We start from the raw sequence: 26,518 nt of genomic DNA, 5'->3' as shown, positions 1-26,518 counted from the left end.
TTTATCATGGCCGGCAGCGGTCTCAGGCGGCCGGCATCAGGCTGTTCTCGATCGCGCCGGATATGGCGGCCAGGGCCGCATCCGCCTTGTCGCCGTCGGGTCCGCCGGCCTGCGCCATGTCGGGCCGCCCGCCGCCGCCCTTGCCGCCGACGGCTGACGCCCCGGCACGGACAAGATCGACCGCGCTGATACGGCCCGCCAGATCCTCCGTCACGCCGACAAGAACGGCGGCCTTGCCGTCATTCACCGCGACAAAGGCCACCACACCGCTGCCAAGGGTCTGTTTTGCCTCATCCGCGAGACCGCGCAGTTCTTTCGGGCTGACACCATCCAGCACCTGTCCCAGATATTTCAGGCCGGCCACCTCGACCGGTGCAGGGCCGGAGCCGCCACCGCCAAGGGCCGCTTTCCTGCGCGCCTCGGCCAGGTCCTTTTCCAGGACGCGGCGCTCGGCGATCAGGGACGCGATCCGTTCCGGCAGTTCACCGGGCGCGGACCGGGCGGCATCGGCCGCCGCCTTCAACAACGCCTGCTGTTCCAGCAAATGCTGATGCGCCGCCGCGCCCGTCAGGGCCTCGATCCGACGCACACCGGCGGATACGGCGCTTTCCCCGACAATGGTGAACAAACCGATATCGCCCAGCTGTCTCACATGGGTGCCGCCGCACAGTTCCACGGAAAAGTGCGGGCGGTTCTGATCGTCCTGCGCCGTGCCCATGGACACCACGCGCACTTCATCGTCGTATTTTTCGCCGAACAGCGCCATTGCGCCTGATCCGATGGCGTCGTCATAGGTCATCAGGCGGGTTTCCACCGCCGCATTGTCGCGGATCAGGCGGTTCACCTCCTCCTCGACGGCGCGCAGTTCCTGCGGTGCGACCGCCTTGGGGTGGGAAATATCGAACCGCAGCCGGTCCGGCGCCACCAGGGAGCCTTTCTGGGTCACATGGTCTCCCAGTTGGCGGCGCAGCACTTCGTGCAGGACATGGGTGGCCGAATGATTGGCCCGCAACCGTCTGCGGCGGTCTCCGTCAACGGCCATGTCCAGCGTGTCACCGACGGCGAGACATCCCTCTTCCACCACGGCCCGGTGGACATGCAGGCCACCGGCCTTCTTCAGCGTATCCTCCACCCGCGCCCGGCCCACGGGGCCGGTCACAACGCCGGTATCGCCCATCTGGCCCCCGGACTCGCCGTAAAAAGGGGTTTGATTGCAGATCACCGACACCGTTTCGCCGGGCTGTGCCGTATCCACACGTGCGCCGTCCCGCACCATGGCGACGATTTCCCCTTCCGCCCGTTCCGCCGTATAGCCGAGAAACTCGCTGGCCCCACGGTCGTCCAGTATTTCAAACCAGACCTTTTCCGTCGCCGCATCGCCGGAACCGGACCAGGCGGCACGGGCCTTGGCGCGCTGCTCGGCCATGGCCTCGGCAAAACCGGTTTCATCGACACCGATGCCACGGGCACGCAGGGCATCCTGTGTCAGGTCGAGCGGAAACCCGTATGTGTCATACAGTTTGAAGGCCACGTCACCGGGCAGTTCGGCCCCCGTCGACACCCCTTGCGTCGCCTCGTCCAGAAGGCGCAGACCCTTTTCCAGCATCTGCCGGAACCGGTCTTCCTCAAGCCGCAATGTCTCGGTGATCAGGGCCTCGGCGCGCACCAGTTCCGGGTAGGCGGCACCCATTTCCGCCACCAGCGTCGGCGTCAGGCGGTGCATGACCAGATCCTTCGCCCCCAGCAAGTGGGCATGCCGCATGGCACGGCGCATAATCCGGCGCAGTACATAGCCCCGCCCTTCATTGGACGGCAGGACGCCGTCGGCCACCAGGAAACTGACGGCCCGCAAATGGTCGGCGATCACCCGGTGGGACGGGCGTGTGGCATCGGTTTCCGGCGCGCCGGTCGCCTCTATGGAGGCATCGATCAGACGGCGGAACAGATCAATGTCATAATTGTCGTGGCTGCCCTGCATGACGGCGGCAATCCGTTCCAGCCCCATGCCGGTATCGATGCTGGGCCGGGGCAGATCGATGCGGTCGCCGCCCGCCTGCTGTTCATACTGCATGAAGACGAGGTTCCAGATTTCGACGAAACGGTCGCCGTCTTCCTCCGGCGTGCCGGGGGGGCCACCGGAGATATGGGGCCCGTGATCGTAAAAGATTTCCGAACAGGGTCCGCACGGCCCGCTGTCGCCCATGGACCAGAAATTGTCCGACGTGGCGATCCGGATGATGCGGTCGTCCGGCAGGCCGGAAATCCTGCGCCATAAACCGTGGGCTTCGTCATCCTCGTGAAAGACGGTCACGGTCAGACGCTGCGGATCGATACCGAACTCCCGCGTGACCAGATGCCAGGCATGTTCAATGGCAACGTCCTTGAAATAGTCGCCGAAGGAAAAATTGCCCAGCATCTCGAAAAAAGTGTGGTGCCGCGCCGTATAGCCCACATTGTCCAGATCATTGTGCTTGCCGCCGGCCCGTACGCATTTCTGACTGGAAACCGCACGCGGGATGTCGCGCACTTCGGCACCGGTGAACACATTCTTGAACGGTACCATACCCGCATTGATGAACAGAAGGGTCGGGTCATTCATCGGCACCAGCGGGGCCGACGGCTCCACCGCATGATCCCGCGCCGCGAAATAGTCCAGAAAGGCCTTGCGGACATCGTTGATACTGGTTGCGGCTCCGCTCATCGCTCCGGCTCTCCACTCATGCAGTGTCACGGTACCGCCGTCCGCCCCTCAAAGGCACGGAATTTTCAAGGCACCGGACCAATTTGCATATGCAATTTGCATATGCCACTTAGACTATACCGCGCTTTTAGCGCCGGGAGGAGACACTGTCCAGCAAGGCCCTCGCCCACCGCGTCTCTCCTGGGAAAAGCGGCGAAAACCGGCAAAGCGCCCGCCCCTCCGCAAAAGAAAGAAGCGGCCCCGCAATCGGGGCCGCCCTCCATGGACCGGTTGTCAGAAAATCCCTTGTCAGCGGATCACTGCCGGCACTGCCGGCTCAGGCCGTATCCTTTGCGTCCTTTGCCTCTTCGTCGGTCGGGTCGACCAGCATGGCCTCATTGACCAGCCCAGCATTCTTGCGGATCTGGTGTTCGATCTCGTTGGCGACATCGGGATTGTCCAACAGAAACTTTTTGGCGTTTTCCCGGCCCTGGCCGATACGCTGGCTGGAATGGGAATACCAGGACCCGGACTTTTCCACCACGCCGGCCTTCACGCCAAGATCGATGATTTCCCCCATCTTGGAAACACCTTCCCCGTACATGATGTCGAATTCGACCTGTTTGAAGGGCGGCGCCAGCTTGTTCTTGACCACCTTGACCCGGGTGGAGTTACCCACCACCTCGTCCCGGTCCTTGATCTGGCCGACACGGCGAATGTCAAGCCGCACGGATGCATAGAATTTCAGGGCGTTCCCGCCTGTCGTGGTTTCCGGGCTGCCATACATGACACCGATCTTCATGCGAATCTGGTTGATGAAGATGACAATGGTGTTGGACCGGGAAATGGAGGCCGTCAGCTTGCGCAGGGCCTGGCTCATCAGCCGCGCCTGCAATCCGACGTGGCTGTCGCCCATTTCCCCTTCCAGTTCGGCGCGGGGCGTCAGCGCCGCGACCGAATCAACCACCAGTATGTCAACGGCCCCGGACCGGACCAGCGTGTCGGCGATTTCCAGCGCCTGCTCGCCTGTGTCGGGCTGGCTGACCAGCAGTTCATTCACATCGACGCCCAGTTTGCGGGCATAGACAGGGTCCAGGGCATGTTCGGCATCCACAAAGGCGGCAATCCCGCCGACCTTCTGACATTCGGCGACCGCATGCAGCGCAAGCGTCGTCTTGCCCGAGCTTTCCGGTCCGTAAATCTCAACAATGCGCCCCTTCGGCAATCCGCCGATCCCAAGCGCGATGTCCAGGTTCAAGGACCCGGTGGAGATCGCCTCGATCTCGATGGAGCTGTCGCGCTGGCCCAACTTCATCACCGACCCCTTGCCAAAGGCACGGTCGATCTGGCTGAGCGCCGCTTCCAGGGCTTTCGCCTTATCCATGGAACTTCCCTTCACTAACTGCAATTCCGGCATCGACATGACTTGGCCTCCCTTATTCCACAGGGCCGTGAGGGCTTCAATGGACAGTTTGTACACTTTTTGTTCTTAAATGGAAAGCATATTCTTATTTTGTTCTTAATGCGCCATGGCAATGCGCACAAAGTTGTCGCAAAAAGACTATCTGATCAGGGACTTAACTTTTTCCGCCAGATCGGACAGGGAAAACGGCTTGGACAGAAATTCGTATTTGCCGGCTTCCAGATCCTTGCGAAGCACATCCTCGGCATAGCCGGATACCAGGATCACCGGAATATCCGGATATTTCCGGCGCACCGCCTGCACCAGCGCGGGGCCGTCCATCTGCGGCATGACCACATCGGAAATCATCAGATCGACCGGACCGTCATGGTCGTCCAGAAGCCGCAAGGCCGCTTCGCCGGAATCAGCGTCCAGAACGGTATATCCCTTGTTGCTGAGCGCCTGACGCGCGAACATGCGCACAGGGTCCTCATCCTCGACCAGCAGAATGGTCCCGGCACCGGTCAGGTCGCGCACGGCTTCCGGCTTGACCTCCACCCGTACGTCCTCACTGTCTTCACCGTGGACCGGCAGAAACAGCCGGAAGACGGTCCCCTCTCCCACACTGGACTCCGCGAAAATATAGCCGCCCGTCTGTTTGACGATCCCGTAAACCGTGGCAAGGCCCAGCCCGGTGCCCTGCCCCACTTCCTTGGTGGTGAAAAAAGGCTCGAAAATCTTGTTGATGTTTTCCTGCGGGATACCGGTGCCGGTGTCCTCCACTTCGATGAGGACATAGCTTTGCGTCTCGATCACGTCATGGGTGTCGATCAGGACATCACCCTCTTCCACCATGCGGGTGCGGATTTCCAGGGAACCGCCGTCCGGCATGGCGTCGCGCGCATTGACGGCCAGATTGATGATGACCTGTTCCAGTTGTCCCTGGTCCACCTTGACGGATTTCAGGTTACGCCCGTGATGGACGCGAAAATCGATTTTCTCGCCGATCAGGCGCCGCAGCAGATTGGACAGTTCCGCGAGCACATCGGTCACGATCAGAACTTTCGGCCGCAATGTCTGCTGGCGGGAAAAAGCCAGCAGCTGACGCACGAGATTGGCCGCGCGGTTCGCATTCTGCTTGATCTGCATCAGATCGGAAAAGGACCGGTCCGACGGATCATGCCGCAGCAGCAGCAGGTCGCAAAACCCCAGGATCGCCGTCAGAAGATTGTTGAAGTCATGGGCGACACCGCCGGCAAGCTGGCCGATGGCCTGCATTTTCTGGGCCTGGGAAAACTGGCGTTCCAGGCTTTTCTCGGTGGTCGTATCAATGAAATAAAGCACCGCCGCCCGGCGCGGGCCATGCGTCAGGGACGAAGAATAAATCCGCCCCAGACGTTCCCGCTCGCCGTGCAGGGTCACTTCCAGCAAACGGCCCGGCATGGCCCCGCCGTAAATATCGCGGATCAGACCGGCCAGTTCATTTCTGTCCTCCTGCGGCAGCATGGACAGGACATTTCCATCCCTGTCCGCGCCGGTTTCCCGCAACAGATCGCTGAACAGCCTGTTCTGTTCGATCAGGCTTCCATCCCGCTCCACGATGGCGACGGCAATCGGCGCCGCGTCAAAAACGGGACCGGCCAGCCGCGTGTCATCGGCCGTCTCACGCGCGCCGGCCTGCCCGGGGGGAAACTCGCCGCACAGGATACACCGACCGGGAGAAACGCCCTCTGCCCCCGGGCCGGCAATATCGAATACCGCCATGTCAAGGCGGCGGCCATCGGGCAAATGCAGGCCGCCGTCCTGCGGTCCTAGGGCGGCAGCCAGCACTTTTTCGTCCCGCGCGCCCACCGCTGACAGAAGCGGCGTGTCGCCAGCGCCCCTGTCCGCCGGACCGTCCAGCCAGCCACGCATGACACGGTTCATATAACGGGGCCGGCCAGCCTTGTCCTCAAGGATCAGGCCGCACTCCAGCGTTTGCAGCAACCTGCCCACCCATGTTTCCAGGGGCGCGACATGCCCTGCCAATACATTGTCCGCCGGGGACGTATCCGCTGCCCCATCGGCTGGCGCATCGGCCGGTGTCCGTGTGTCACCGTCCACCGTCCAGACGACCAGATCGCCGGGTGTACCGCCGGACCGGTCACCGGCGCGGGTTGCCCGCACACGATAGGCCGCGGGCGTCTCATCTCCCGGAAAGCGCAGGTCGAGCCGCGCGCTGCCGCTGCCCGTGCGGCGTATCTGCGTCAGGATGCCGGCCAGTAGCCGGCGGTCTTCCGACCGGGCGAGAAACGGGCGCAGTGAGGCCGTCTCCCCGGCAAGCGTCATATAGGGGGCGCTGGCGGTGACAAAACGCCCCCGCAGGGTGGTCACCATGACGGGTTTGCCATCATGCGCCAGCAGCGCCTCGGCCAGCGGGTTCTGGTCAGCAAGCCCCGGCACGTCCGTCCCGCCCGGATCGCGCCAGCGCCACAGCATGGCGGCAAGCATAACGCCTTGCACGGCAAGACCGCCGGCAAGGGCGGCAAGGGCCGCATCCATGCCTTGCGAGGCAGCGAATATGCCCACACCGGCCAGTATCACCGGAAACGGCCAGACGATCAGCCGCGCAAACAGCCGCAGCGGTCCGCCGCCCGGCTTACGGCTGAGCGGTTGTTCGCGTCCGCTCTCATCCGAGCGGACGGCCACAGGAAAAAAATCGTCAATCAGACCGGCCATGACAGGATCACGAGGCCCGCTCTGCGGCGGGACGGGGCGTGACACCGCTGCGTTTCAGGCGCATGACATAGCCGATCACCTCGGCCACGGCCTTGTAATGGTCCGGGGGCACTTCCTCGTCGATGTCCACGACGGCATAAAGCGCGCGGGCCACCGGTGGGTTTTCCACGATCGGCACCCCGTTTTCAACGGCCACTTCACGAATGCGCGCCGCCATGTGATCCACGCCTTTCGCCACCAGTTTGGGCACGGCCATCTCTCCGTGCTTGTAGGAGAGCGCAACAGCGTAATGGGTGGGGTTGGTGATCACCACATCCGCGTCCGGTACGGCGGCCATCATACGCTGCATCGCCCGCTCCATCCGGATTTTCGCAAGTTTGCGGCGCACCTCCGGATCCCCCTCGGTCTGCTTGCGTTCGTCCTTGACCTCCTGCTTGGTCATCTTCAACTGTTCGAGATACTGATGTTTCTGATAGGCGTAATCGGCGGCCGCAATGGCCATCATCGCCAGCGTCACGCCGAAAAACATCTGAAAGGCCATGGACTGAATAAGGGCGGGCAACTGTTCGAACGGGATCATGATCAGGGTATCCAGATTGTCCCGTTCCGGCCAGACAATCAGGAAAATAACGATGACGACCACTGAAATCTTGGCGATGCTTTTGGCCAGTTCGAAAAGCTTCTGCGGCGAAAACAGCTTTTTCAGGCCCGACACCGGATTGAGACTGTTCAGCTCGAATTTCAGTTTTTCGAAGGAAAACACGCCCGGATGCTGGATACGGCTGCCGACAATCCCGGCCATGACAAAGAGCGAGAACGGGATCAACATCAACAGAAAGATTTCAAAAAACAGATCGGCGAATATCGTCGGCAATCCCCGCGTATCCATGGGCATTTCGTGCATCCGTCCCATGAAACCCGCCAGTTGATCCGTCAGCCCTTTGATGAAAAACCCGACCGGAATGGCAATAAAAACCGTGGCCGCCAGCAGCATGAACAGGGTCTTGACTTCCTGGCTGTTGACAACCTGGCCCTTTTGAACCGCCTCCTCCAGACGTTTGGCGGTCGCATCTTCTGTTTTCTGGTCCTTGTCCTGTTCCGCCATCCGGCTACCCCAGCAGCAGTTGCAATTCTTCCCGCATATACGCGATAAAGAACTGCATCATAGTCGCAATAATCACCGCCAGCAAAGACAGCGCCAACAGGATGTTGACGGGAATGGCGACAAAAAAGATCTGCATCTGCGGCGCCATGCGGGCGCTGAGGCCCATGCCCAGATAGAAAACCAGGGAATACAGGATAAACGGCGCCGACATTTTCGCCCCGAGAAGAAACGACGTGATCACATAATCCCTGGCCATCTGCGCGACATCGGCCACCGGTACCCCACCGCCCGTCGGAAACAGGTCATAGCTCGCCACCATGGCCTCGATCAGAAGATGGTGCGTTTCGGTGACAAAAATCATCGTGATCCCCAGCACGGTCAGAAAACTGCCGATCACGGCCCCTTGCGTCCCTTGCGCGGGGTCGAACGCTTGTGCCGCCGCCAGGCCGGACAGCATGGAAATCGCCGCCCCCGCCACATGCAGGGCGGTCACCAGAAACCGGGCGATCCCGCCGACAATCAGGCCAAAGCCAAGCTCGGTGATCACAAGCCAACCCAGGGCGAGAACACTCGCCGGCATTTCGGGCAAGGTGGCACGCACACTCAGATACACGACCACCGATACAGCCAGTGCCAGCATGACGCGGACACGGACCGGCACGGTCTGATCGCCGAAAGCCGGCACGATCATCACCAGTGCCGTCATTCGGGTCAGAACGACCAGAAAACCGAACGCTTCCTGCGGCAATATGTCAGACAGCATATCCGGTCCCCGCTTCCGGAACAGTCATATGGATACACCCCTCCGGCCACACTGGACAGAAGTATGGCACCTTTCAGGCGCCGGCGATGATCTGTGCCATCAGCCGTTCCATCAAACCACCCAGCAGGCGGCCCATATAGGGCAGCGTGACCAGAAGCGCCAGAAAGACGGCCACGATTTTGGGAACGAAGGTCAGGGTCATTTCCTGCAATTGGGTCACTGTCTGGAACAGGGCCACCGTCAGTCCCACCACCAGCGCTGTCATCATGACCGGCCCCGACACGAAGACAAGCGTGGTCAGGGCATCGCGTGCAATATCAAGGACCTCTGTACCTTCCAAAAGACCGCTCCAGTCAGGGACCCGTTTCTCCGTCAGGCGCCTCCGGTCAGGCAATTCGGGCTGACCGCCCCCGCCCTCCGGAAGACTAGATCGGCATCTTGATAATTTCGTTATAGGCGCTGATCACCCGGTCACGCACAGCGACCACGGTTTCCACCACCATTTCGGCATTGCTGGCGGCCGTGACCACCTCAACCAGGTCGGCTTCGTTGACAAGAGCCTTGGCCGATGTCGCTTCCATGGTTTCACCGGCCTGACGGACATCTCCGACCGTATCCTTGATCAGCTCGGCAAAACTGGACCCCGCCCCGTCTGCCCCATCGCCGCGCGCCGACAGCCCGCCGGCAAGACCGCTGCCGGCCTGGCCGTATGCGTTCAGTGCATCAAGCTGCTTTATATCCATCGTTCGTCCCTCAAACCTTGCATGCGGTTATCTTAGCAAATCCACCGTCATGCTTGCCAGTCTTCTTGCCGCCTCCATGGCATTCAGGTTGGATTGATAAGATCGCTGCGCCTGACGCATGTCCATCATCTCCAGAAGACTGTTCACATTGCTGACCCGGATATATCCACGCCCGTCCGCCGCCGGATTGCCGGGATCATACCGCGTGCCGAAATCGCTCTGATCGTAATTCAGTTTGTTCGCCTGCACCACATCCACATTCATCGCCCGGTCCAGTTCCGAGGAAAAAGAGACGATCTTGCGGCGATACGGGTCCGTAAACGGGTCCGGCGATACGGAATTCGCATTCGCCAGGTTTTCTGCGATCACACGCATCCGCACCGATTGGGCCGTCATGCCCGAAGCCGATATGGTCATGGATTTTTGCAGATCCATCTTCTTCCCTTTCCCTCATATATAACCCGGCAACTCTTACCCGGTCGTTAATCGCGCCGGACCTGGCGGCGTCTTCAAATCACGCAGGCAAATCATGCGTGATCAGATCAGCCGCCCGCCCCGCGCCCGGCCGCCAGTTTCATCAGTCCGATATTTTTGCGGTACAGGCTGGTCACCAGACCGTATTCCATCTGCGTGTTGGCCAGCTTGATCATTTCATCCTCAAGAACGACGGAATTTCCGTCAGGCGTGGTTTCACTGCCCTTGACCTCGCTCACCCTTGCGGCATCGGCGGACACGGCGGCCCCGATATGCCGCTCATTGGTGACCCGCATGGTTGTCCGCGTCACGCCGCGGTCATCCGCCAGACGGTCGACAAGCGTTGAAAAATCCTGCTTTTCAAGGCTTTTGGCCACGTAGCCGGGCGTGTCGGAATGGGCAACATTTTCACTGATCACCTTCTGGTTGGCGACCAGCCAGCCCATGCGCTCCTTCAGGGCGGCCATGATGGGAATTGACGATGTATTCATGGGGGTTCCCCTCTTGTCCGACTGTTTTACCCGGGACAGTCCCGCAACCGTGTCGGGTCCGCTTTTCGGCGGCCCAAAAGCCAACGCCACGTACAAAGCAAATACCGGGCCAGTTAATTCATGCTCCCTGTATATCCGGGTACAATGTCAGGTTCCGGTCGGACAGTGACGGATCTGCCCCTTGCATTTGCCGGCCGCTTCGGCGTCAAATACCGGGCATGAAGGACAAAACCGGCAAAAACAATTCCGGCACGCCAGACGGCCAGGCATCTCCACCCGCGACAAAGGCTGTCGCGGTGGGACGGCGCGGTGCGGCGGACCTTCCGCATATCACCGCCAAGGGCCATGGATATGTGGCGGAAAAAATTCTCGACATCGCCTTCAGCGATGGGGTCAAAGTGCGTCAGGACAAGGATCTGGTCAATCTGCTCGACGCTTTCGAGGTGGAAAGCCCCGTCCCCCTCGAAGCCCTGCATGCCGTGTCCCTGATCCTTGAACGGGTCTATGCCGCCAACAGACAAATGGCCGACCGCTCCGGCATGCAAACGGATACGCAGGAAACGGACATGGATACGCAAGGTACCGGGCATGAGACCCCATGAGCCCGGCCAAGGCTCAAGTAACCGGTGTCACAAGGACAGACCCGCATGATCGGTGACTTTTCCAACGCCATCGCCGCCCTGATTCTGGTTCTGGCCCTGATCGGCCTGATCGTATGGGCCCTGCGCCGGTTCGGCCTTACACCCGCCGGCGGCATGACCGGACAGGATAAAAAACTGAAAATCCTCGAAGCCCACATGCTGGACAGCCGCAACCGCCTTGTTCTCGCCCAGTGGCGCGGCAGACAGTATCTGCTATCGGTCGGGCAGGACGGAACGCGTCTGATCGACAGCGGTCACGCCGCGCCCGAAACCGGCCCCGAAACCGGCCCCGGAACCGGCCACGACGGGAAACCGGCCGGCCCCGGCGCCGTGGGCCGTGACGGCACCGTCTGATGAGGGCAACCCAGGGGACGGCGCAACACCCCTTGCCGAAAAACACAAAAGCCCTTTAAAGAAAATGGAACAGACGCGGCGTTAGGGGTTCATTCATGTCCTTATGCATCTACTCGTATCGGACAGAAATATCCGGTACCCGGTTCCAGGGGCAGGCGGCGAAGGGGCAAGCGTGATCCATCCAGACACCGGACAGAACGGTCCGGCAGCTAAAAAAACCATTTTTCTGGCACTTGCCAGCCTGCTGATCGGTGCTCTCACCGCCATGTCCGCGCCGGCGGTGGCCCAGTCGGTGACACTGGACCTCGGCGGCGGCGGCACACTGACCGGCCGGGTGGTGCAGTTGATCCTGCTGATGTCGGTGCTGAGCCTGGCCCCCAGCATTCTTGTCATGATGACGAGCTTCACGCGGCTTCTGGTCGTGTTTTCCCTGCTGAGAACCGCGCTTGGCACCCAGTCGACACCGCCCAACATCGTGATGGTGTCGCTGGCCCTGTTTCTGACCTTCTACATCATGGCGCCCGTCTTCACCCAGGTTTGGGACGTGGGCCTCAACCCGCTGATCGAGGAAGAAATCGACGAGGTGGAAGCCTATGAGCGCGGGGTCGTACCGATGAAACAGTTCATGCTGGCCAATGTCCGGGAAAATGATCTGGCCCTTTTCCTCGACATGAGCGGCGATGAACGACCGGAAGACCTGACCGACATTAATATCACGGTGCTGGTCCCCGCCTTCATGATCAGCGAATTGCGCCGCGCCTTCGAAATCGGCTTTCTGATCTACATCCCCTTTCTGGTCATCGACATGGTGGTGGCGTCCACACTCCTGGCCATGGGCATGATGATGCTGCCGCCGGTCATTGTCTCCATGCCCTTCAAGCTGATCTTTTTCGTCCTTGTCGACGGCTGGAACCTGATCGCCGGCACCATGGTGCAAAGCTTCGGCACCGTGCCCCTGCCCACGGGCTGAAAACCGTTTCTCCGTCCAGTCCCCGCACGCTGGCATTCATCGCGGCAACAGTGCCTCGGGCACGGCCATCCGGCCGATCTGCGGGGCCTCCAGACTGCCGAAATGCAATGTCCCGCCGGCTTCTTCAACCGATGTGATGAAGGTCACGGGCCGGCCGTCCGGCGCCTGAAGGCTGGCGGCCACACGCCCGTCTTCACGCAGGGCCACCACATGGCCGTGCGGGCGCGCGGACGGCTGGATCGATTTTGGAAGTTTCGCGATCAACCGCTTGAGCCAGGGATAGGGGTGAACCCTGTCCAGAAGGGCGCTGCGGGGAGACGCCAGCGCCAGCCAGAACAGTCCGCTGCCCTCCCCGTGGGATATGCCATCGGGAAATCCCGGCAGATTGTCGATAAACACCTCGTCCTGGCCGGAGCGCGCGCCCTTCAGCCACAGGCGCCTCACTCTGTAGCGTCCGGTTTCATTGATCAGAATGAAATCTTCCGCCGCCGACAGGGCCACGCCATTGGCAAAATACAGATTGTCCAACAGCGTGGCCGTCGTGCCCACCGCCGGATCATGGACCAGCAAACGGCCGTATCCGCGCCCCGACATGATATCCAGCCGGTAATCCGGCTGGCTGTAGCGCCAGCTGGCATCGGTAAAATAGATACGCCCGTCGCGCGCCACATCCACATCGTCGGTAAACCGAAAGGGAATCCCGTCGGCCTCCGTTGACAATACGGTGACGGTACCGGCAGGCGAAATGCTCAGCAGGCCGCGATAGGCATCGGCAACGATGAGCTGACCGCGCCCGTCAAAATGCAGGCCGAGCGGACGACCGCCCGCGATCACGGCAAAGATTTCCTGCCGCCCGTCCGGCAGAATGCGCACGATACGTCCGTCAGCCAGCCCGCCGTAAAGACGCCCCTGCCCGTCGACAGCCACATCCTCGGGCCCGTGGCCGGTGTCCAGGGCGATCACCTCCGCCCGGCCGAGCGCCGTGTTGACAGCGAAATCGCCGGTAAATCCCGGATCGTCGGGCGGTGCCCACGCCAAGGGGTCCAGCCGCCCCGGCCACAGAAGGAAAGCCGCCGACAGCAGCAGGATCGCACCGGCCACCATCAGCTTACGTCCCGGCCTTTTTTCTTTGACTTCCTGTAATGCGGCGATAGTTCTGAGAATTTTTTGGGTCACTTTTGATCAGCCTTTTCGCCCCTGTTGACCAGGGCCTGTTCCCTACTTAACGCTACGTAGGAATTCGCAGTTTTTTTTCACCTGACGCTTTCGCTAGAACATTATCGATAACGTCATCATTAGCGCTTGGACCTTTCAGCTTCATCTGTAACCACCTGTCGCATAGGGCTGCTTTTAGAAGGACAAGTAGTCGCACTTCCGGCCCCGCAACCAAAAATTGAAAAAATCCTCTGAGAACCAAAAGTGCTTTCAAAGTGGTTTGAGCAATGAAAAATCCGATCACTTTATAGCATACCATTTGCGCTGATCTGGCATTGATAACCGTGATCTTCTTTGATCTCAAGAAAGATTTTGAAGCAACCTTTTTTATATTTAAAACTTCGGATAATTAATCAGGATTTATTTTAAATAAAAAAATTCAATTACATCAATCTGGAAGACATAAATTATCACAAAAAGATATTGCAACTTTAAAATGATCGCCATAAAAGTGTTTCATCGGATTTGCTTTGGGACTTTTCTGAGTAGGCGCTGCATGTAATGCGTTGGGGCGGTTGTGAATGCTGGGTTATTTCGTAAAGAATCTATCGATGCGCAGCGCCAACGCTTGTATGGTGATGTCGTTATTGTACAACCGCCTAAGATTTCAGCGCTTGCCACTCTGCTTTTTATTCTTGTTATAGCTGCAATTCTATTCGCCGCTTTCGGTACATTCGCACGCAGCGAGAAAGTACCAGGCTATCTTGTCCCGGATAGCGGTTTGGTGCGTATTGTCCCCACAAAAGACGGATATATTCAGTCAATCAACTTTGCACTTGGTGACCATGTGGCGGCGGGAGATATAATTGCCGTTGTTGATACCGGGCTTTCCTTGGCATCGGGTCGCGTCATTCAAGATGAAGCGTTGTCGGCGATTAACGCACGTGAGCGCTTGGTCCGCCGGTAGATGGAGATTGCCCATACCTCTGCCAAGGCAGAGGCGGTAGGATACCGTTTTGAGCTTGAAAGTATCGAAGGGGAGTTTCGTGCCTTGAAGGCGCGAATAGACTTGCAGTCTTCCCTGGTCGCTTCTGCGCAGCGGCGCCATACAGATGGCGTTACACTTAATAAAAAGGGTGTTCTCACCGCCATTGAGCTAGAGCGGCGCGAACAGGATTGGTTAAGCGCCCAAAGCCAATTGGAAGCTTTGCAGGCACAAGCGAGCGGTCTTGATAACCGTAAGGCGCAGGCCCAACTGAATCTGGAGGCGATTGAACCTAGCCTGCAAAATGCCATGGCGGAGTTCGATACCCGCCTGTCGAATTTGGCGCAGGAACGCATCAATATTCAAGGTCAGGACAGCTATGCACTTGTCACCTCGACATCGGGCCGGTTGACAAGCTTATCTATTACAGGGGGCTCGCAGGTCACGGCAGGCAAGGCCGTGGCAACCGTTCTGCCCCAAGGCGGTGTCTTGGAAGCTCATCTTCTGGTACCCAGCCGCGCAGCAGGGTTTGTCGAAAAAGGACAGGATGTCCGTTTGCTGTATGCGGCTTTCCCTTATCAGCGCTTCGGCTCTTTTGATGGCGTCATCAGCAATATCAGCACATCCATCATCGCGCCGCAGGACGCTAATGTACCAGTGTCGGTACAGGAGCCTTTTTATCAGGTGAAGGTGGCATTGTCGGACAGACGCATCACCGCCTTCGGCAAAACCTATGACTTGCAGCCCGGCATGCTGCTGGACGCCAATATCATCCTTGAGCGGCAAAGCTTTTTAAGTTGGCTATTGGAGCCGCTGAGGGCGGTTAGGGAGAGAACGTGATTATGGAGCAGTATTTTTTTCGCCCTAATCAGGATTTGCCATTTGCATAGGTCGCAAAAGGCAGATGCGGGAGCCATAGGGATAAGACTGGATATCGAACCCTAAAGCTCCCGCCTGAACCGAGGCGGCTATTGCCGTCTCAGATCATAACCTCATACCATAAAGGGTATTAATATGAAAAACACCGGTATTGAGCTTAGCAGTGACGAGATAGATCTTGTTTCTGGCGGTATCCCGTTGATTATTGCTGCTGCAATCTATGGTGAGGCTTTTGCCTATGGAGCTATTATTGGTTTCATCGCTTTAGATCGGGCAATTAACAGCTAAGGGGATAATTAATGTCTGGTTGTCAAGGTATTGCTGAACTTAGTGCTTGCGAAATTGACCAAATTAGTGGCGGTCCATTGCCGCTAATAGCAGCTGCTCTTTTTGCTGAAGTTAGTTTCTCAGCTGGTGGTGTAGCCACCGCCTTCGCACTTGGTACAGCAGTCGGCGGTATTGGGGCTTTAGCCTTTAACTTCCTTTAATACAAAGAGACACAATGCAAATTGCATTGTGTCTCCCATTTAAAAAATGGAAATTATGATGGTTATAAATGAAGTGAAAATTATTGCCTTTATGATGTCATTTTTGATATTTTTGAGTGCAATTATAGCACTTGCATATATGATTTTTTGGGGAAAAAATTATAATCATTTATATTTTTTTGTTGCGCCTTCATACTTAATTGTAAATTTTTACACTCTAAAAATGATTTATAACGGCAACAAGAATTATATATATAGTATTATAGCGCAAAATGCATCTATTTATTTTATAATGTATAAATATTTAAATAAGGATTTTTTAATTTTTATATTTTTCACGACGATATTTATTTTTTCTTCTTACTGGCTGTTAAGAAACAAATCTAAAGCGTGAGCAGGCAGCATACGAGATTGCCGCCAAATACACTATCTATCCGCTAGTTATGCCAGCTCCTTTAACTGTGGGCAGGCTCATTTTGAAGGCGGGTTCAGTAGAATAAAACTCAGAGATGATACAACTTTTGATGCGGCAATATGGTGCGCTAGCCGAAAGTGAATACATCAAAAATTACGTGTAGGAACGAGATAACTGCTGTGAATCGCTTGGATATTCTTACGTTTTTTGCAGGCAAGACACTTCCGATATATCGCCAATCAGAAGTGACAGAATGCGGCCATGCGGCGCTCGCTATGGTGCTGAGTTATCATGGTCGTGAGATCGACCTGGCAACCATGCGGCGCAAGTTTCCAACATCGGCGGCCGGCGTAAAGCTGCGTACACTGATGGATATGGCGGCGCGGATGCAACTGACGGTCCGCGCGCTCAAGGTACCGCTTGAGCAGTTGGACAAACTACAAACCCCGGCCATATTGCATTGGGACCTTAACCATTTTGTTGTCCTTAAAGCCGTCACACGTAAAGGTGTGGTTGTGCATGATCCCGCTCAGGGGGCTCGAACCTACACAACAGATGAGATATCCAAGCATTATACCGGCGTGGCCCTTGAATTGACCCCGGAAGCCGGGTTCGAGCGTAAGGTAGAGAAAACCCCTCTGCGTCTTTCGGATCTATGGTCCAAAATTACGGGTCTAAAGCGGTCTATACTGCATGCGTTGGCGATGAGTGTGGTGTTGCAGCTCTTTGTGCTAGCCAGTCCGTTTTACCTTCAGTTGGCGGTCGATCATGTCGTGGTCAAATATGATGAAGAGCTATTGTTAGTGTTGGCTCTAGGCTTTGGGGCATTCACACTGATCAATGCGGCAGCTGAAGCTTTGCGGGGCTATATTCTGCTGCATTTTGGTAATCTTTTAAGCTACCAAATGATAACAAATTTGTTCGGCCACCTGTTAAAGCTGCCGCTACCATTTTTCGAAAAACGCCATATCGGCGATATTGTGTCTCGCTTTGGCTCAACCGAACCTATCCGACGGTTGTTTACAGAAGGCATGGTCGCGGTGGTAATCGATGGGATCATGGCCGTCACCACACTGATTTTCATGTTTGTGTACAGCCCGACCTTGGCGGCCATCGCGTTTCTAGCCTTTGCCTTATATCTAGGGCTGCGCTGGGCCACATACCGTCCTTTCCACACCCGTTCAGAAGAACAAATCATAGCCAGCGCAAAAGAGCAATCCACTTTCATCGAAACAGCTCGAGGTGTGATGAGCTTGAAAGTCTTTGGCCGTGAACATGACCGCAAACATCTGTGGCATAACCGTTTTGCCGATGTGATCAATGCGGGCGCACGGGTTGAAAAGCTGCGTATTGGCTTTGGCCTTGGTAACAGTCTGATTTTCGGGGTCGAGCATGTAATTCTGATCTTTGTGGCAATTTCCATGGTGCTGGCGGGTGACTTTACCATTGGGATGATCTTTGCCTTCATGGCGTATAAGCGCCAATTTTCCGATAAGGCTGCGGCTCTTGTCGAACGCTTCATTGAATTCCGCATGCTCGATTTACACTTGGAGCGATTGTCCGACATTGCTTTGGCGGAACCGGAGGCCGCTGCACTCGAGGATCGCTCCTTAGCGCTCATGCGACCGATTGACGGCAATATAACGGTTGAAGACATAGCTTTTAATTACGGCGAAGGCCTGCCGGATGTAATGACAAACACGTCACTTGATATTGGAGCTGGACAGACCATAGCCATCATCGGACCATCAGGCTGTGGCAAGACTACTTTAACCAAGATTATGATGGGCCTGTTTATGCCGACGAAAGGCCTGATCAAGATTGATGGCCGACCCCTTTTGGAAATCGGTATCGCAACATACCGGCAAGCAACAGCGGCGGTGATGCAGGAAGATACCTTATTTGCCGGGACACTGGCTGAAAATATAGCATTTTTCGATACGGAAATCGATATGAGCCGCGTGATTGATGCCGCTCAAAAAGCCTGCATTCATGATGAAGTTCTAGCGATGCCAATGAATTATGAAAGCCTGGTAGGGGATATGGGCTCGATACTATCTGGCGGTCAAAAGCAGCGGGTATTGCTAGCACGAGCGCTATACCGCGATCCCAAAATCCTGTTCATGGATGAGGGTACTGCGCATTTGGATGTCGAGACTGAGCGCAAGGTCAATGCCTCAATCCGAGCACTCGGGATGACGAGGATAATCGTGGCTCACCGGCCCGATACTATCCAAATGGCGGACCGGGTGTTTGAATTCAGTTGGAAAGGCTTGGTGGAATTGACAACAGAAGACCGCAAAAGGAAGCATTTAACGCTTGCAGTTTCAGACAGCGTTTCATTGTCGGAAGCTGAAGATGTAAGTTTACAAACTCCTAATCCTGCACCGAAACATAAATCGCTCGCCGGTATTCAAGCTCCAGATTTTTAGAGATAAGAAAGGATATTAAATGTCTCTTGATAGGGCTCAAAACATTATGACGCATGCCAATTTTGATGTCGCTAAACGCTTATTGGAGGTAATCAAAATTGATCAGATGGTTACGATGATGGCACGTCAGATGATGGCACAGAAAGTTGTATCCATACAGCAAAAATCGGAAGGCGCTGACCCGGAAGAATTGAAGCAAGTTACCGATGCCTTTCAACAGGCCTTTATGCTTCATGTGCCGGACCTTATGGAAGAAGTTATCAAAGCATATGCAGGAGCCTTTTCCGTTGAAGATATGGAAGCCGTTATCGCCTTTAATAAATCGGAAATTGGCCAGCGCTTTGAAGCCGGACAGGCACAAATTCAGCAAAAAACACAGGCGCTGTTCAAAGATTGGAGCAGTCACGCGGCGCGGGCTGCCTTTGATAAAGCATCAGCCCAAGTGGCAGCTGAAGAATAATGAGCAGACCCGACGATATCGGGTCTGTAGATTGATCTTCGATAAGGAAGCCCTCTATTCGAAGGGTTGGGTGTATGAAGCACTCAGCTAGTTTGGAACTGGCGGTCATCTTATCCCATCGCCTGTAGCTGGCGCTACCTATCAGCCTTTATCGTCGTGTATAGTGCGCAGCATAAACGATTGTATATCCGAAACTTTCGCCAAAGACATTGTCGCCATTCCGTCGTCATTTGATGATCTATGCGAGGAAGACAGCAATTTCTCAGAATTTTTCAAACATGAGAACGGTTATATCAAGGCCGTGTTCTGATATGTGCGCGCCTTAAGTGAATTTGTTGGCGAAAGTTACGATACAAGCCAGACTTTATTCGAAGAGAATTATCTTAAACGGAATAGAAATGACGAAAAACTATATCTACATTTCCTTTTTTAAAGCACAGGAGTGTAAGGATATTCATCGGGCAACACAGCGCTTTTTTGATGAGTTGGAGTGATCTTACACCCGTTTTATATACCTGATGGCATGTCACTCTATATATAGCGATATACCCTTTGCGCTTACGCAAAGCTGAAGAGTCGCATGGGTTTATATAATCAACCCGTACCCTGAACCACTGCAAAGTCTTCAGAAAATAGGCCTCCGCTACCAAAACCAAGGACTTGGCAGAATTTTGCGCCGTCCGGTCTCTATGAACTGTTGTGTCGCGCGGCGCCACTTTTGAGAAGCCTTTTCGTCCCCATTGACCGAGGCAATCACAGAATTGTCAGAGGCAATTTATAACACCAACCTTGGGAGTGCGGCGGGTCAGAATGGGATCAGGCTTTGGTCTATCTTTCTAGGTACTTAGAGCATTGATATAACCAAGACTGGCAGGGTCACGCACTTCCCGGTCTACCCCTTTCAGCAATGAACGCTATTCACGTGCAATGCGCAGTTTTCAATCTGCTTAGGCTGTCAAATGGGAAAACACATACTTCCCGCTTAACGGTTTCGAACTGGGAAGTATCAAGCGTATTTTTTATTCTAAATGCTGGCGTTAATTGGGCTTTTTATGTATAGTAAATGTCCAGAAAGTGTTCTCAAATACAAAGATAGGGACGTTATCTGTCCAGAAACATATCGGGGCGAAATGTGGACATGTGTTAGGCGACCTGCGGGGTTGGGCTGTATTTCCCGGTATCCAGAATGAAATACTCCCTTTTACAGCCATCGCGTCGCTTGCTCCCCTAATTCGTGACAGGCGGTTTGCGCCGGTCAGCCGGGCAACCCGCCTTTTTGCTGCCAAAGCTCGATCTTCGTGCCTTCGGGATCGAGGATCCAGGCAAAGCGTCCCTCATCCGTGTCCTGCACGTCGGCCAGAGGTTCCACCCCACGACCCTTCAACCGTGCGAGGAAAGCGTCCAGATCATCGACGCGGAAATTGATCATGAACCCCTTGTCGGATGGCTTCAGATACTCCGTCCCCGCCTTGAATGCGTACCAGACGGAATAGGCTTCCTGCGCTTTCGGATCGTCCTTGTGAGTGAAATTGGCGCCATACTCACCCACCGGCATGCCCAGCACATCGCGGTACCATGCCATCAGGGCGGCGGCGTCCCGTCCCTCGACGAAAATACCGCCAATCCCCGTTATCCGTCCCGTTTCCGTGGACGCCCCTCCTCCGGTCTCAGCCATGTCAGCCTCCTTGCCTGCCCCGTGAATACGGTGGGCAAGACTAACACGGCTAGACGATTTCTTCCTTGGTCTTCAGAAACCGCAAATCGGGAAAGTCGTCCTTGGCCTTGTCCAGATGCCAGCTGTTGCGGGCCAGATACACGGGCGCGCCGGTATGATCCTCGGCGATGGAGGCACGGTTCCCGTCGACAAACTGTTTCAACAGGCGGGCATCGCCCTCGACCCATTCAGCCGTCAGCAGGCTGGTCGGCTCGAACTTCACCGGGATCTGGTATTCCGTACGGATACGGTCGGCCAGAACGTCGAATTGCAGCGGACCGACAACACCGACCACCCAGTCGGACCCCAGATACGGTTTGAAGACGCGGGCGGCCCCTTCTTCCGCCAGCTGCTCCAGGGCCCTGCCCAGGTGTTTGGCTTTCATCGGATCGTCGGGGCGCACTTTCTGCAAAATCTCCGGGGCGAAGGACGGTACACCGGTGAAGCGGATTTTCTCTCCCGTCGTCAGGGTGTCGCCGATACGCAGGGTCCCGTGATTGGGCAGACCGATAATGTCGCCCGCCACGGCCTCTTCCGCGATCTCACGGTCCTGCGCCAGGAAAAGCTGGGCATTGTGCACCGCCATCACCTTGCCGCTGCGCACATGGGTCATTTTCATGCCCTTTTTGAACTGGCCGGAAACAATCCGCACAAAGGCAATGCGGTCACGGTGTTTCGGGTCCATATTCGCCTGAATCTTGAAGACAAAGGCGCTGAATTTGGCCTCATCCGGGGCAACGGCGCGCTCCACCGCCGGTGCGGGCCGCGGCGACGGGGCAAAGGCGCCAAGACCGGCCAGCAGTTCCCGCACACCGAAATTGTTGATGGCGGACCCGAAGAAAACCGGGGTCTGGGTCCCCTCGAGATAGGCCTGAAGGTCGAACTCCGGACACAGACCGCGCGCCATGTCCACCTCTTCCCTTAAGGTGTCCAGGGCATGGTCGGGCAGATATTCGGCCAGTTTGGCATCGTCCAGTCCGCTGCACTGGATCCCTTGCGTCAGGGTATCGCCCTTGCCGCGATCGAACAGGATCAACTGGTCGCGGATCAGATCGTAACACCCCAGAAAATCGCGCCCCATCCCAATGGGCCAACTGGCCGGCACCACGTCCAGCGCCAGCGTCTGTTCCACCTCGTCCAGAAGACTGAAGGGGTCCTTTGCCTCCCGGTCCATCTTGTTGATGAAAGTGGCGATCGGCATGTCGCGCAGGCGGCAGACTTCGAACAGTTTCAGGGTCTGTGCCTCGATCCCCTTGGCGGCGTCCAGCACCATGACGGCACTGTCCACGGCCGACAGCGTCCGGTAGGTATCCTCGGAAAAGTCTTCGTGGCCCGGCGTATCCAGCAGATTGAAGGTATGGTCCTCATAGTCGAAGGTCATCACCGACGACGCAACGGATATGCCCCGCTCCTGCTCAACCTTCATCCAGTCGGACCGGGCGCGGCGGCGTTCCCCGCGCGCCTTGACCTCACCGGCCATCTGAATGGCCCCGCCAAACAGCAACAGCTTTTCCGTCAGTGTCGTCTTGCCCGCGTCCGGGTGGGAAATGATCGCGAATGTACGGCGGCGATCGATATGGCTTTTCAGGGTCATGCAATCATCAACATCGTCAGAACAGATATGAACGGGGACGGCCGTCGTGTGGGCGGCCCTCGGGGTGCGCACCCTAACCGATCTGGCGGCAAAGAACAGCAAAAGACACGCGCACCAGTCGCCAGCGGGTCGACGTCCAGAACTCAGAGCGTGGAATTCAGGGCCTGGAATTCAATGGCCCGGAATTCAGGGCACGGGCATATGGCATATGCAAGAAAACCGGGGCGCCAACATGTGACGCCCCGGCCTTCGTATGCGCCACCTTATTCAGGTGGCGACCAATCTCTCTGGGCCCGGAGGGAGGGAGGGAGGGAGGGGAGTTCCAGTCCCAAAGAGATCGGTTATCAGCTCAAACAGCCAGTGTTACTTGGCCGAAGCTTGCAGTTCTTTCACGCCTTCTTCATAGCGCTTTTGCAGGACCGCAATGGCTTTCTGGCTGGCTTCGACAGCCACATCACCGGCTTCGCGAGCAGCCGTCATATTCTTGCGGAAAATATCCTGGGCGGCTTCCATACCGGAGGACATGCCGTTTTCCGGGGTCTTTTCCATGAAAGAGGTGCTGGCCAGCTCGTTCAGCTCGGCCAGGTTGTCCTTGGCCATGTCAATCTGATGCTGGGCAACGTTTTTCATGCCGTCGAAAACGATGCGGTTGGCTTCAACCGTGGCTTCGACATTCTTACGCTGAAATTCAAACAGCGAATTCACGTCCACAGCCGGTGCGGAGAACATATCGGCAAACGCATCAAAGCCTTTTTTGGCGCCGTTGGCCGCTTTCTTGGTTGCGGTGCTTTCAGTTTTGGTCGTCATGGGTCCGATCCTTGAATTGAATGTTCCAGTGCCTTCTGGGTCTCAGCGGCTTTTTGTGCGCCGCACAATTGAGGGTAATGTATGCAGGGACCCCACCCTTGTCAAGACTTTTTGTGCGGCGCACAAAAACAATGGAGAGGCCCCTCGACCTCTCCATAGAACATTGAAATGCAATACTTTTTTCTGAACCTATTCAGACGGCGCCTTGAGCGTCCGCTCAAAAAAATCAAACATCCGGTGCCAAAGATGCGCCCGCGCGTCCGCCCCCCGAATCCCGTGCCGTTTGCCCGGATAGGTCATCAGTTCAAACGGCTTGCGGCGGTTTTGCAGGGCCGCGATCAGCTTTACCGAATGGTCGAAGAAAACATTGTCGTCCGCCATGCCGTGAATCAGAAGCAGATCGCCCCTGAAACCGTCGATGTAAGCAAAGACGGACGATTGCTCATAGACATCTCCCGGCGCCTCCGGCAGGCCGAGATACCGCTCGGTATAGGCCGTGTCATACAGCCGCCAATCGGTCACAGGCGCCACGGCGGCCCCGGCCCTGAAAACGTCCGGTTCCTGGAACAGGCTCATCAGGGTCATATACCCGCCGTAGGACCAGCCCCAGATTCCGATACGCCCTCCATCCACATAAGACTGGCTTTGCAGAAAGGCCGCGCCTTCGACCTGATCCGCGATCTCGACCGTTCCCATGGCGTTTTTCACATGGGACTCAAACGCCAGGCCCCGGTTCCACATGCCCCGATTGTCCAGAACCATCACCACATATCCGTTGCGGGCCAGAATCTGGTTGAAATCCAGTGACCAGTCCATGCGCACCCGCTGCCCGTGCGGGCCGCCATAAGGGGCCATGACCGCCGGATATCGTCTGCCCTCCTTCATATCGGGCGGCAGGTACAGGCGGTAGTACAGGTCCGTTTCACCGTCCGCCGCCTTTATGGTGCCGAACCGGCTGGCGGCATGCTCGCGCATATACGGGCTGTAGGGATGGCTTTGGTCCAGTGCGTTTTCCAGGATGGGCGCAATCGTGGCGCCGCTGTCCAGCGCCCGGACCAGCACTTGCGGCGGTTGCACGGGGCTGGAAAACTTGTCCACGAACATCCCCTTGGCCACCGTGACATTATGCCAGCCCGGCTCGCGGGTGATGCGCGTAATATCGCCGCCCGCCAGCGGCACGCTGTAAAGATGCAGTTCCAGCGGGCTTTCCCGGAAACCGGAAAAATACACCACGCCGGCCTCTTCATCCACATGCTCGACCTCATGCACCACCCAGTCGCCGGACGTCAGCGTGGCAAGGGCCCTGCCGTCACGGCCAAAAACATAGATATGCCGGTACCCGGTGCCTTCATGGGTCAGCAGTACGGTGCCGTCCGCCAGCGGGGTCAGATCATTGTTCAGGTTGATCCAGATATCGGACTCCAACGTCAGGAATTCTTTCTCCCCCGTACCGTCGGCCGTGTGCAGGGTCAGGACATTTTCGCCCTGCCCCCGGTCCAGAATCTGGGTGATGAACCCGTCACCGGACGCCGTCCAGTTCAAACGGCCAAGATAATGCCCGGGCCAGGCTATCTCCATCATTCTGGGGGCGCTGCCATCCAGGGCCACGACCCCGATGGCCACGGTCGCATTGGTCGTGCCTGCGGCGGGATAGCGCTGGGTGATGGTGGTGACGCCGCCGTCGGCGGACAACTCATAGCGTTCCTTGATATCGACCGCACTTTCATCCACCTGCGCAAAGGCGATGCGGTTTTCATCCGGTGACCACCAATAGCCGGTGTAACGGCCCAGCTCCTCCTGCGCGATAAACTCGGCAACACCGTTGCTGATCCCTTCGCCCGCACTGTCGGTCAGGCGGATTTCACGCCCTCCGGACAGTTCGATCGCATACAGGTCCCCGTCCCGCACAAAGGAAACATAGCGTCCCTTGGGGCTGAATTTCGGGTCCAGTTCAAATGCGTCGGTCTCGGTCAGCCGCCGCACCTGTCCCCCCACCGGCAGGACGAACAGGTCGCCGCTCAGCGGAAACAGCAGGCTGTCGCCGCTGTCATTCCAGAAATAATCGACAATGCCGGACTTACCCGTCAGGGCACGATTACGCTCCCGGCGGGCCTTTTCCGCCTCGCTCAGGGTTTCGGGCCCTCCGCCCAGAAGGGTGGCGGAATCAACAAGCAGACGGGCCGCGCCGGCCTCCCTGTCGAATTCCCACAGATCCAGTTGGCTCTGATTGTCCTGCCGGCCGCGCAGAAAGGTGATACGCCGTCCGTCAGGGGAAATTTTCAGACCCTGCACCGTCGGTCCGGACAGGGCCGGACTGTCCACAAGTCGGTCAATGGTCAGTTCTTCCGCCTGCGACGGCAGGCCCGCAGCAGACAATATCGCCGCGGCACCGAATATCTTTTTCATGCTCAAACCCTGTCCTCCCTTGTCAGCCGTGGAATCGGCCCCCCATCAGTGGGTGTGTTTCTGGTACCGAATTCAACGGTGTCCGGCAATGGACATGTCGGCCGTGGGAATGGGCAGGACCGGGTTACGAGGGGGGGTCACCGCCGCAGATATGCCGGAATCCGGCGGCGACAAAGGGCACCATGCGTTCATAGGCCGCCTGAAGGTCATCGGACCGGCATTTGCCGCCCGACAGATGATCGATCCGCCCGGTCTGGGCAAATGTCAGCGTCAGCGCCCCGGAGAGGAAATGATAACACCAGTAGATGTCGGCCTCGTCCGCCTGCGGCAGGGCCCGCTTGAGAGCCTCCATGAACCGCCGGACCAGAGGGTCGAAATATTTCGTCATCAGCACACCGCCCCATTCCGGCGAATTGTTCACCTGGGCGATCAGTTCGTAATAGTGGCGCCAGCCTTCCTCCTCGGCATGGCTGTCGCTCAGCAAAGGGCGCAGAAAGGCGTCAATGATCGCCTCCGCCGCCGGACCGCCGGACCCGGCGGCCTTCGTGCAGTCCTCAAGCGCCTGCAGGCGTTCCCGGTTCAGCACTTCCGCCCGGCGCAGCAGCACCGCATCGAACAGTCCGCGCTTGCTGCCGAAATGGTAATTGGGCAGGGCCACATCGACACTGGCCGCCATGGCGACCTGGCGCATTGTCACGCCGTCAAATCCATGCTTGGCAAAAAGGGCCTCGGCCGCATCCAGTATACGGTCCTTGCGCGGCCTGCTTGCGGCCGGCCCCTCTTGCCCCGTGCCCGCGTCGCCGGCTGCCTTGTCTTTCCCGTTGGTCATGACGGACCTCCCC

Annotated in this window: 24 protein-coding genes; 9 read left to right on the top strand and 15 right to left on the bottom strand. The window is 57.2% G+C overall.

Annotated elements, in window-relative coordinates; translation table 11 throughout:
* Positions 1–22 precede the first annotated feature (22 nt).
* The 9 genes from alaS to BXY39_RS05530 form a co-directional block, all read right to left on the bottom strand.
* Complete coding sequence (gene alaS, locus BXY39_RS05570; RefSeq protein ID WP_121937869.1) at positions 23–2,701, bottom strand: alanine--tRNA ligase; 2,679 nt, start codon at positions 2,699–2,701, stop codon at positions 23–25.
* 316 nt (positions 2,702–3,017) lie between these two features.
* Positions 3,018–4,103 carry a recombinase RecA gene (gene recA, locus BXY39_RS05565; RefSeq protein WP_121937868.1) on the bottom strand — a complete coding sequence of 362 codons (1,086 nt, stop codon included), beginning with the start codon at positions 4,101–4,103 and terminating at the stop codon, positions 3,018–3,020.
* 138 nt (positions 4,104–4,241) lie between these two features.
* On the bottom strand, positions 4,242–6,800 hold the full coding sequence (locus tag BXY39_RS05560) for a response regulator (protein WP_211332107.1): 2,559 nt from the start codon (positions 6,798–6,800) through the stop codon (positions 4,242–4,244).
* A 7-nt stretch (positions 6,801–6,807) separates the two neighbouring features.
* Positions 6,808–7,905, bottom strand: a complete 1,098-nt coding sequence (flhB, locus tag BXY39_RS05555) for a flagellar biosynthesis protein FlhB (RefSeq protein WP_121937867.1) — start codon at positions 7,903–7,905, stop codon at positions 6,808–6,810.
* A 4-nt stretch (positions 7,906–7,909) separates the two neighbouring features.
* Positions 7,910–8,668, bottom strand: coding sequence for a flagellar biosynthetic protein FliR (gene fliR / locus BXY39_RS05550; RefSeq protein ID WP_121937866.1), 759 nt, complete (start codon positions 8,666–8,668; stop codon positions 7,910–7,912).
* 73 nt (positions 8,669–8,741) lie between these two features.
* Complete coding sequence (fliQ, locus tag BXY39_RS05545; RefSeq protein WP_121937865.1) at positions 8,742–9,008, bottom strand: flagellar biosynthesis protein FliQ; 267 nt, start codon at positions 9,006–9,008, stop codon at positions 8,742–8,744.
* Between the two features lie 85 nt (positions 9,009–9,093).
* Positions 9,094–9,411 (bottom strand): flagellar hook-basal body complex protein FliE, encoded by a 318-nt coding sequence (gene fliE / locus BXY39_RS05540; RefSeq protein WP_121937864.1) that lies wholly within the window; start codon positions 9,409–9,411, stop codon positions 9,094–9,096.
* Between the two features lie 27 nt (positions 9,412–9,438).
* A complete protein-coding gene (flgC, locus tag BXY39_RS05535) occupies positions 9,439–9,846 on the bottom strand; it encodes a flagellar basal body rod protein FlgC (RefSeq protein ID WP_121937863.1) in 408 nt (135 codons plus the stop codon).
* A gap of 107 nt (positions 9,847–9,953) precedes the next feature.
* A complete protein-coding gene (locus BXY39_RS05530; protein ID WP_121937862.1) occupies positions 9,954–10,376 on the bottom strand; it encodes a hypothetical protein in 423 nt (140 codons plus the stop codon).
* 218 nt (positions 10,377–10,594) lie between these two features.
* On the opposite strand from BXY39_RS05530, the gene BXY39_RS05525 reads away from it, so the two are divergent.
* From BXY39_RS05525 to fliP, 3 genes are all read left to right on the top strand, one after another.
* Positions 10,595–10,978, top strand: a complete 384-nt coding sequence (locus BXY39_RS05525; RefSeq protein ID WP_121937861.1) for an EscU/YscU/HrcU family type III secretion system export apparatus switch protein — start codon at positions 10,595–10,597, stop codon at positions 10,976–10,978.
* 45 nt (positions 10,979–11,023) lie between these two features.
* Complete coding sequence (fliO, locus tag BXY39_RS05520; RefSeq protein WP_121937860.1) at positions 11,024–11,371, top strand: flagellar biosynthetic protein FliO; 348 nt, start codon at positions 11,024–11,026, stop codon at positions 11,369–11,371.
* 265 nt (positions 11,372–11,636) lie between these two features.
* On the top strand, positions 11,637–12,341 hold the full coding sequence (gene fliP, locus BXY39_RS05515) for a flagellar type III secretion system pore protein FliP (RefSeq protein WP_121938364.1): 705 nt from the start codon (positions 11,637–11,639) through the stop codon (positions 12,339–12,341).
* A gap of 36 nt (positions 12,342–12,377) precedes the next feature.
* Here fliP and BXY39_RS05510 read toward each other — a convergent pair whose 3' ends face one another.
* Complete coding sequence (locus BXY39_RS05510) at positions 12,378–13,445, bottom strand: SMP-30/gluconolactonase/LRE family protein (RefSeq protein WP_121937859.1); 1,068 nt, start codon at positions 13,443–13,445, stop codon at positions 12,378–12,380.
* Positions 13,446–14,073: 628 nt separating this feature from the next.
* Between BXY39_RS05510 and BXY39_RS19135 the strand changes: the two genes are divergently transcribed.
* From BXY39_RS19135 to BXY39_RS05485, 6 genes are all read left to right on the top strand, one after another.
* Positions 14,074–14,463, top strand: coding sequence for an HlyD family secretion protein (locus BXY39_RS19135; RefSeq protein ID WP_147453483.1), 390 nt, complete (start codon positions 14,074–14,076; stop codon positions 14,461–14,463).
* On the top strand, positions 14,464–15,321 hold the full coding sequence (locus BXY39_RS05500) for an HlyD family secretion protein (RefSeq protein ID WP_121937857.1): 858 nt from the start codon (positions 14,464–14,466) through the stop codon (positions 15,319–15,321).
* Between the two features lie 174 nt (positions 15,322–15,495).
* Positions 15,496–15,648 (top strand): hypothetical protein, encoded by a 153-nt coding sequence (locus BXY39_RS19300; RefSeq protein ID WP_170163651.1) that lies wholly within the window; start codon positions 15,496–15,498, stop codon positions 15,646–15,648.
* 11 nt (positions 15,649–15,659) lie between these two features.
* Positions 15,660–15,848 (top strand): hypothetical protein, encoded by a 189-nt coding sequence (locus BXY39_RS19130; RefSeq protein WP_147453482.1) that lies wholly within the window; start codon positions 15,660–15,662, stop codon positions 15,846–15,848.
* Positions 15,849–16,442: 594 nt separating this feature from the next.
* A complete protein-coding gene (locus tag BXY39_RS05490; RefSeq protein ID WP_211332105.1) occupies positions 16,443–18,695 on the top strand; it encodes a peptidase domain-containing ABC transporter in 2,253 nt (750 codons plus the stop codon).
* A gap of 19 nt (positions 18,696–18,714) precedes the next feature.
* The gene (locus tag BXY39_RS05485) at positions 18,715–19,155 is read left to right on the top strand and encodes a DUF2059 domain-containing protein (protein ID WP_121937855.1); all 441 of its coding nucleotides are present in this window, start codon (positions 18,715–18,717) and stop codon (positions 19,153–19,155) included.
* A 1,255-nt stretch (positions 19,156–20,410) separates the two neighbouring features.
* On the opposite strand, the gene BXY39_RS05480 is transcribed toward BXY39_RS05485, so the two are convergent.
* From BXY39_RS05480 to BXY39_RS05460, 5 genes are all read right to left on the bottom strand, one after another.
* On the bottom strand, positions 20,411–20,830 hold the full coding sequence (locus BXY39_RS05480; RefSeq protein WP_121937854.1) for a VOC family protein: 420 nt from the start codon (positions 20,828–20,830) through the stop codon (positions 20,411–20,413).
* Positions 20,831–20,879: 49 nt separating this feature from the next.
* A complete protein-coding gene (locus BXY39_RS05475) occupies positions 20,880–22,463 on the bottom strand; it encodes a peptide chain release factor 3 (RefSeq protein WP_121937853.1) in 1,584 nt (527 codons plus the stop codon).
* A 363-nt stretch (positions 22,464–22,826) separates the two neighbouring features.
* A complete protein-coding gene (gene phaP / locus BXY39_RS05470; RefSeq protein WP_121937852.1) occupies positions 22,827–23,270 on the bottom strand; it encodes a phasin family protein in 444 nt (147 codons plus the stop codon).
* Positions 23,271–23,459: 189 nt separating this feature from the next.
* Complete coding sequence (locus tag BXY39_RS05465; protein ID WP_121937851.1) at positions 23,460–25,676, bottom strand: S9 family peptidase; 2,217 nt, start codon at positions 25,674–25,676, stop codon at positions 23,460–23,462.
* A 124-nt stretch (positions 25,677–25,800) separates the two neighbouring features.
* Positions 25,801–26,505 (bottom strand): TetR/AcrR family transcriptional regulator, encoded by a 705-nt coding sequence (locus BXY39_RS05460; protein WP_121937850.1) that lies wholly within the window; start codon positions 26,503–26,505, stop codon positions 25,801–25,803.
* Between the last annotated feature and the right edge of the window lie 13 nt (positions 26,506–26,518).

Source organism: Eilatimonas milleporae (assembly GCF_003688555.1).
Taxonomy (GTDB): Bacteria; Pseudomonadota; Alphaproteobacteria; order Sphingomonadales; family Kordiimonadaceae; genus Eilatimonas; species Eilatimonas milleporae.
Note: the sequence above shows the minus strand (reverse complement) of the source record. Positions and strands in the feature narration are given on the sequence as shown.

Coding starts and splice junctions, on each gene's coding strand:
- BXY39_RS05500 (WP_121937857.1), top strand. CDS start 14,464: ATGGAGATTGCCCATACCTCTGCCAAGGCAGAGGCGGTAGGATACCGT.
- fliR (WP_121937866.1), bottom strand. CDS start 8,668: ATGCTGTCTGACATATTGCCGCAGGAAGCGTTCGGTTTTCTGGTCGTT.
- alaS (WP_121937869.1), bottom strand. CDS start 2,701: ATGAGCGGAGCCGCAACCAGTATCAACGATGTCCGCAAGGCCTTTCTG.
- flgC (WP_121937863.1), bottom strand. CDS start 9,846: ATGGATCTGCAAAAATCCATGACCATATCGGCTTCGGGCATGACGGCC.
- recA (WP_121937868.1), bottom strand. CDS start 4,103: ATGTCGATGCCGGAATTGCAGTTAGTGAAGGGAAGTTCCATGGATAAG.
- BXY39_RS05525 (WP_121937861.1), top strand. CDS start 10,595: ATGAAGGACAAAACCGGCAAAAACAATTCCGGCACGCCAGACGGCCAG.
- BXY39_RS05530 (WP_121937862.1), bottom strand. CDS start 10,376: ATGAATACATCGTCAATTCCCATCATGGCCGCCCTGAAGGAGCGCATG.
- BXY39_RS05485 (WP_121937855.1), top strand. CDS start 18,715: ATGTCTCTTGATAGGGCTCAAAACATTATGACGCATGCCAATTTTGAT.
- BXY39_RS05480 (WP_121937854.1), bottom strand. CDS start 20,830: ATGGCTGAGACCGGAGGAGGGGCGTCCACGGAAACGGGACGGATAACG.
- BXY39_RS19300 (WP_170163651.1), top strand. CDS start 15,496: ATGAAAAACACCGGTATTGAGCTTAGCAGTGACGAGATAGATCTTGTT.
- BXY39_RS05465 (WP_121937851.1), bottom strand. CDS start 25,676: ATGAAAAAGATATTCGGTGCCGCGGCGATATTGTCTGCTGCGGGCCTG.
- fliO (WP_121937860.1), top strand. CDS start 11,024: ATGATCGGTGACTTTTCCAACGCCATCGCCGCCCTGATTCTGGTTCTG.
- fliE (WP_121937864.1), bottom strand. CDS start 9,411: ATGGATATAAAGCAGCTTGATGCACTGAACGCATACGGCCAGGCCGGC.
- phaP (WP_121937852.1), bottom strand. CDS start 23,270: ATGACGACCAAAACTGAAAGCACCGCAACCAAGAAAGCGGCCAACGGC.
- BXY39_RS05560 (WP_211332107.1), bottom strand. CDS start 6,800: ATGGCCGGTCTGATTGACGATTTTTTTCCTGTGGCCGTCCGCTCGGAT.
- BXY39_RS05475 (WP_121937853.1), bottom strand. CDS start 22,463: ATGACCCTGAAAAGCCATATCGATCGCCGCCGTACATTCGCGATCATT.
- fliP (WP_121938364.1), top strand. CDS start 11,637: ATGTCCGCGCCGGCGGTGGCCCAGTCGGTGACACTGGACCTCGGCGGC.
- BXY39_RS19130 (WP_147453482.1), top strand. CDS start 15,660: ATGTCTGGTTGTCAAGGTATTGCTGAACTTAGTGCTTGCGAAATTGAC.
- BXY39_RS05460 (WP_121937850.1), bottom strand. CDS start 26,505: ATGACCAACGGGAAAGACAAGGCAGCCGGCGACGCGGGCACGGGGCAA.
- BXY39_RS05510 (WP_121937859.1), bottom strand. CDS start 13,445: ATGGTGGCCGGTGCGATCCTGCTGCTGTCGGCGGCTTTCCTTCTGTGG.
- flhB (WP_121937867.1), bottom strand. CDS start 7,905: ATGGCGGAACAGGACAAGGACCAGAAAACAGAAGATGCGACCGCCAAA.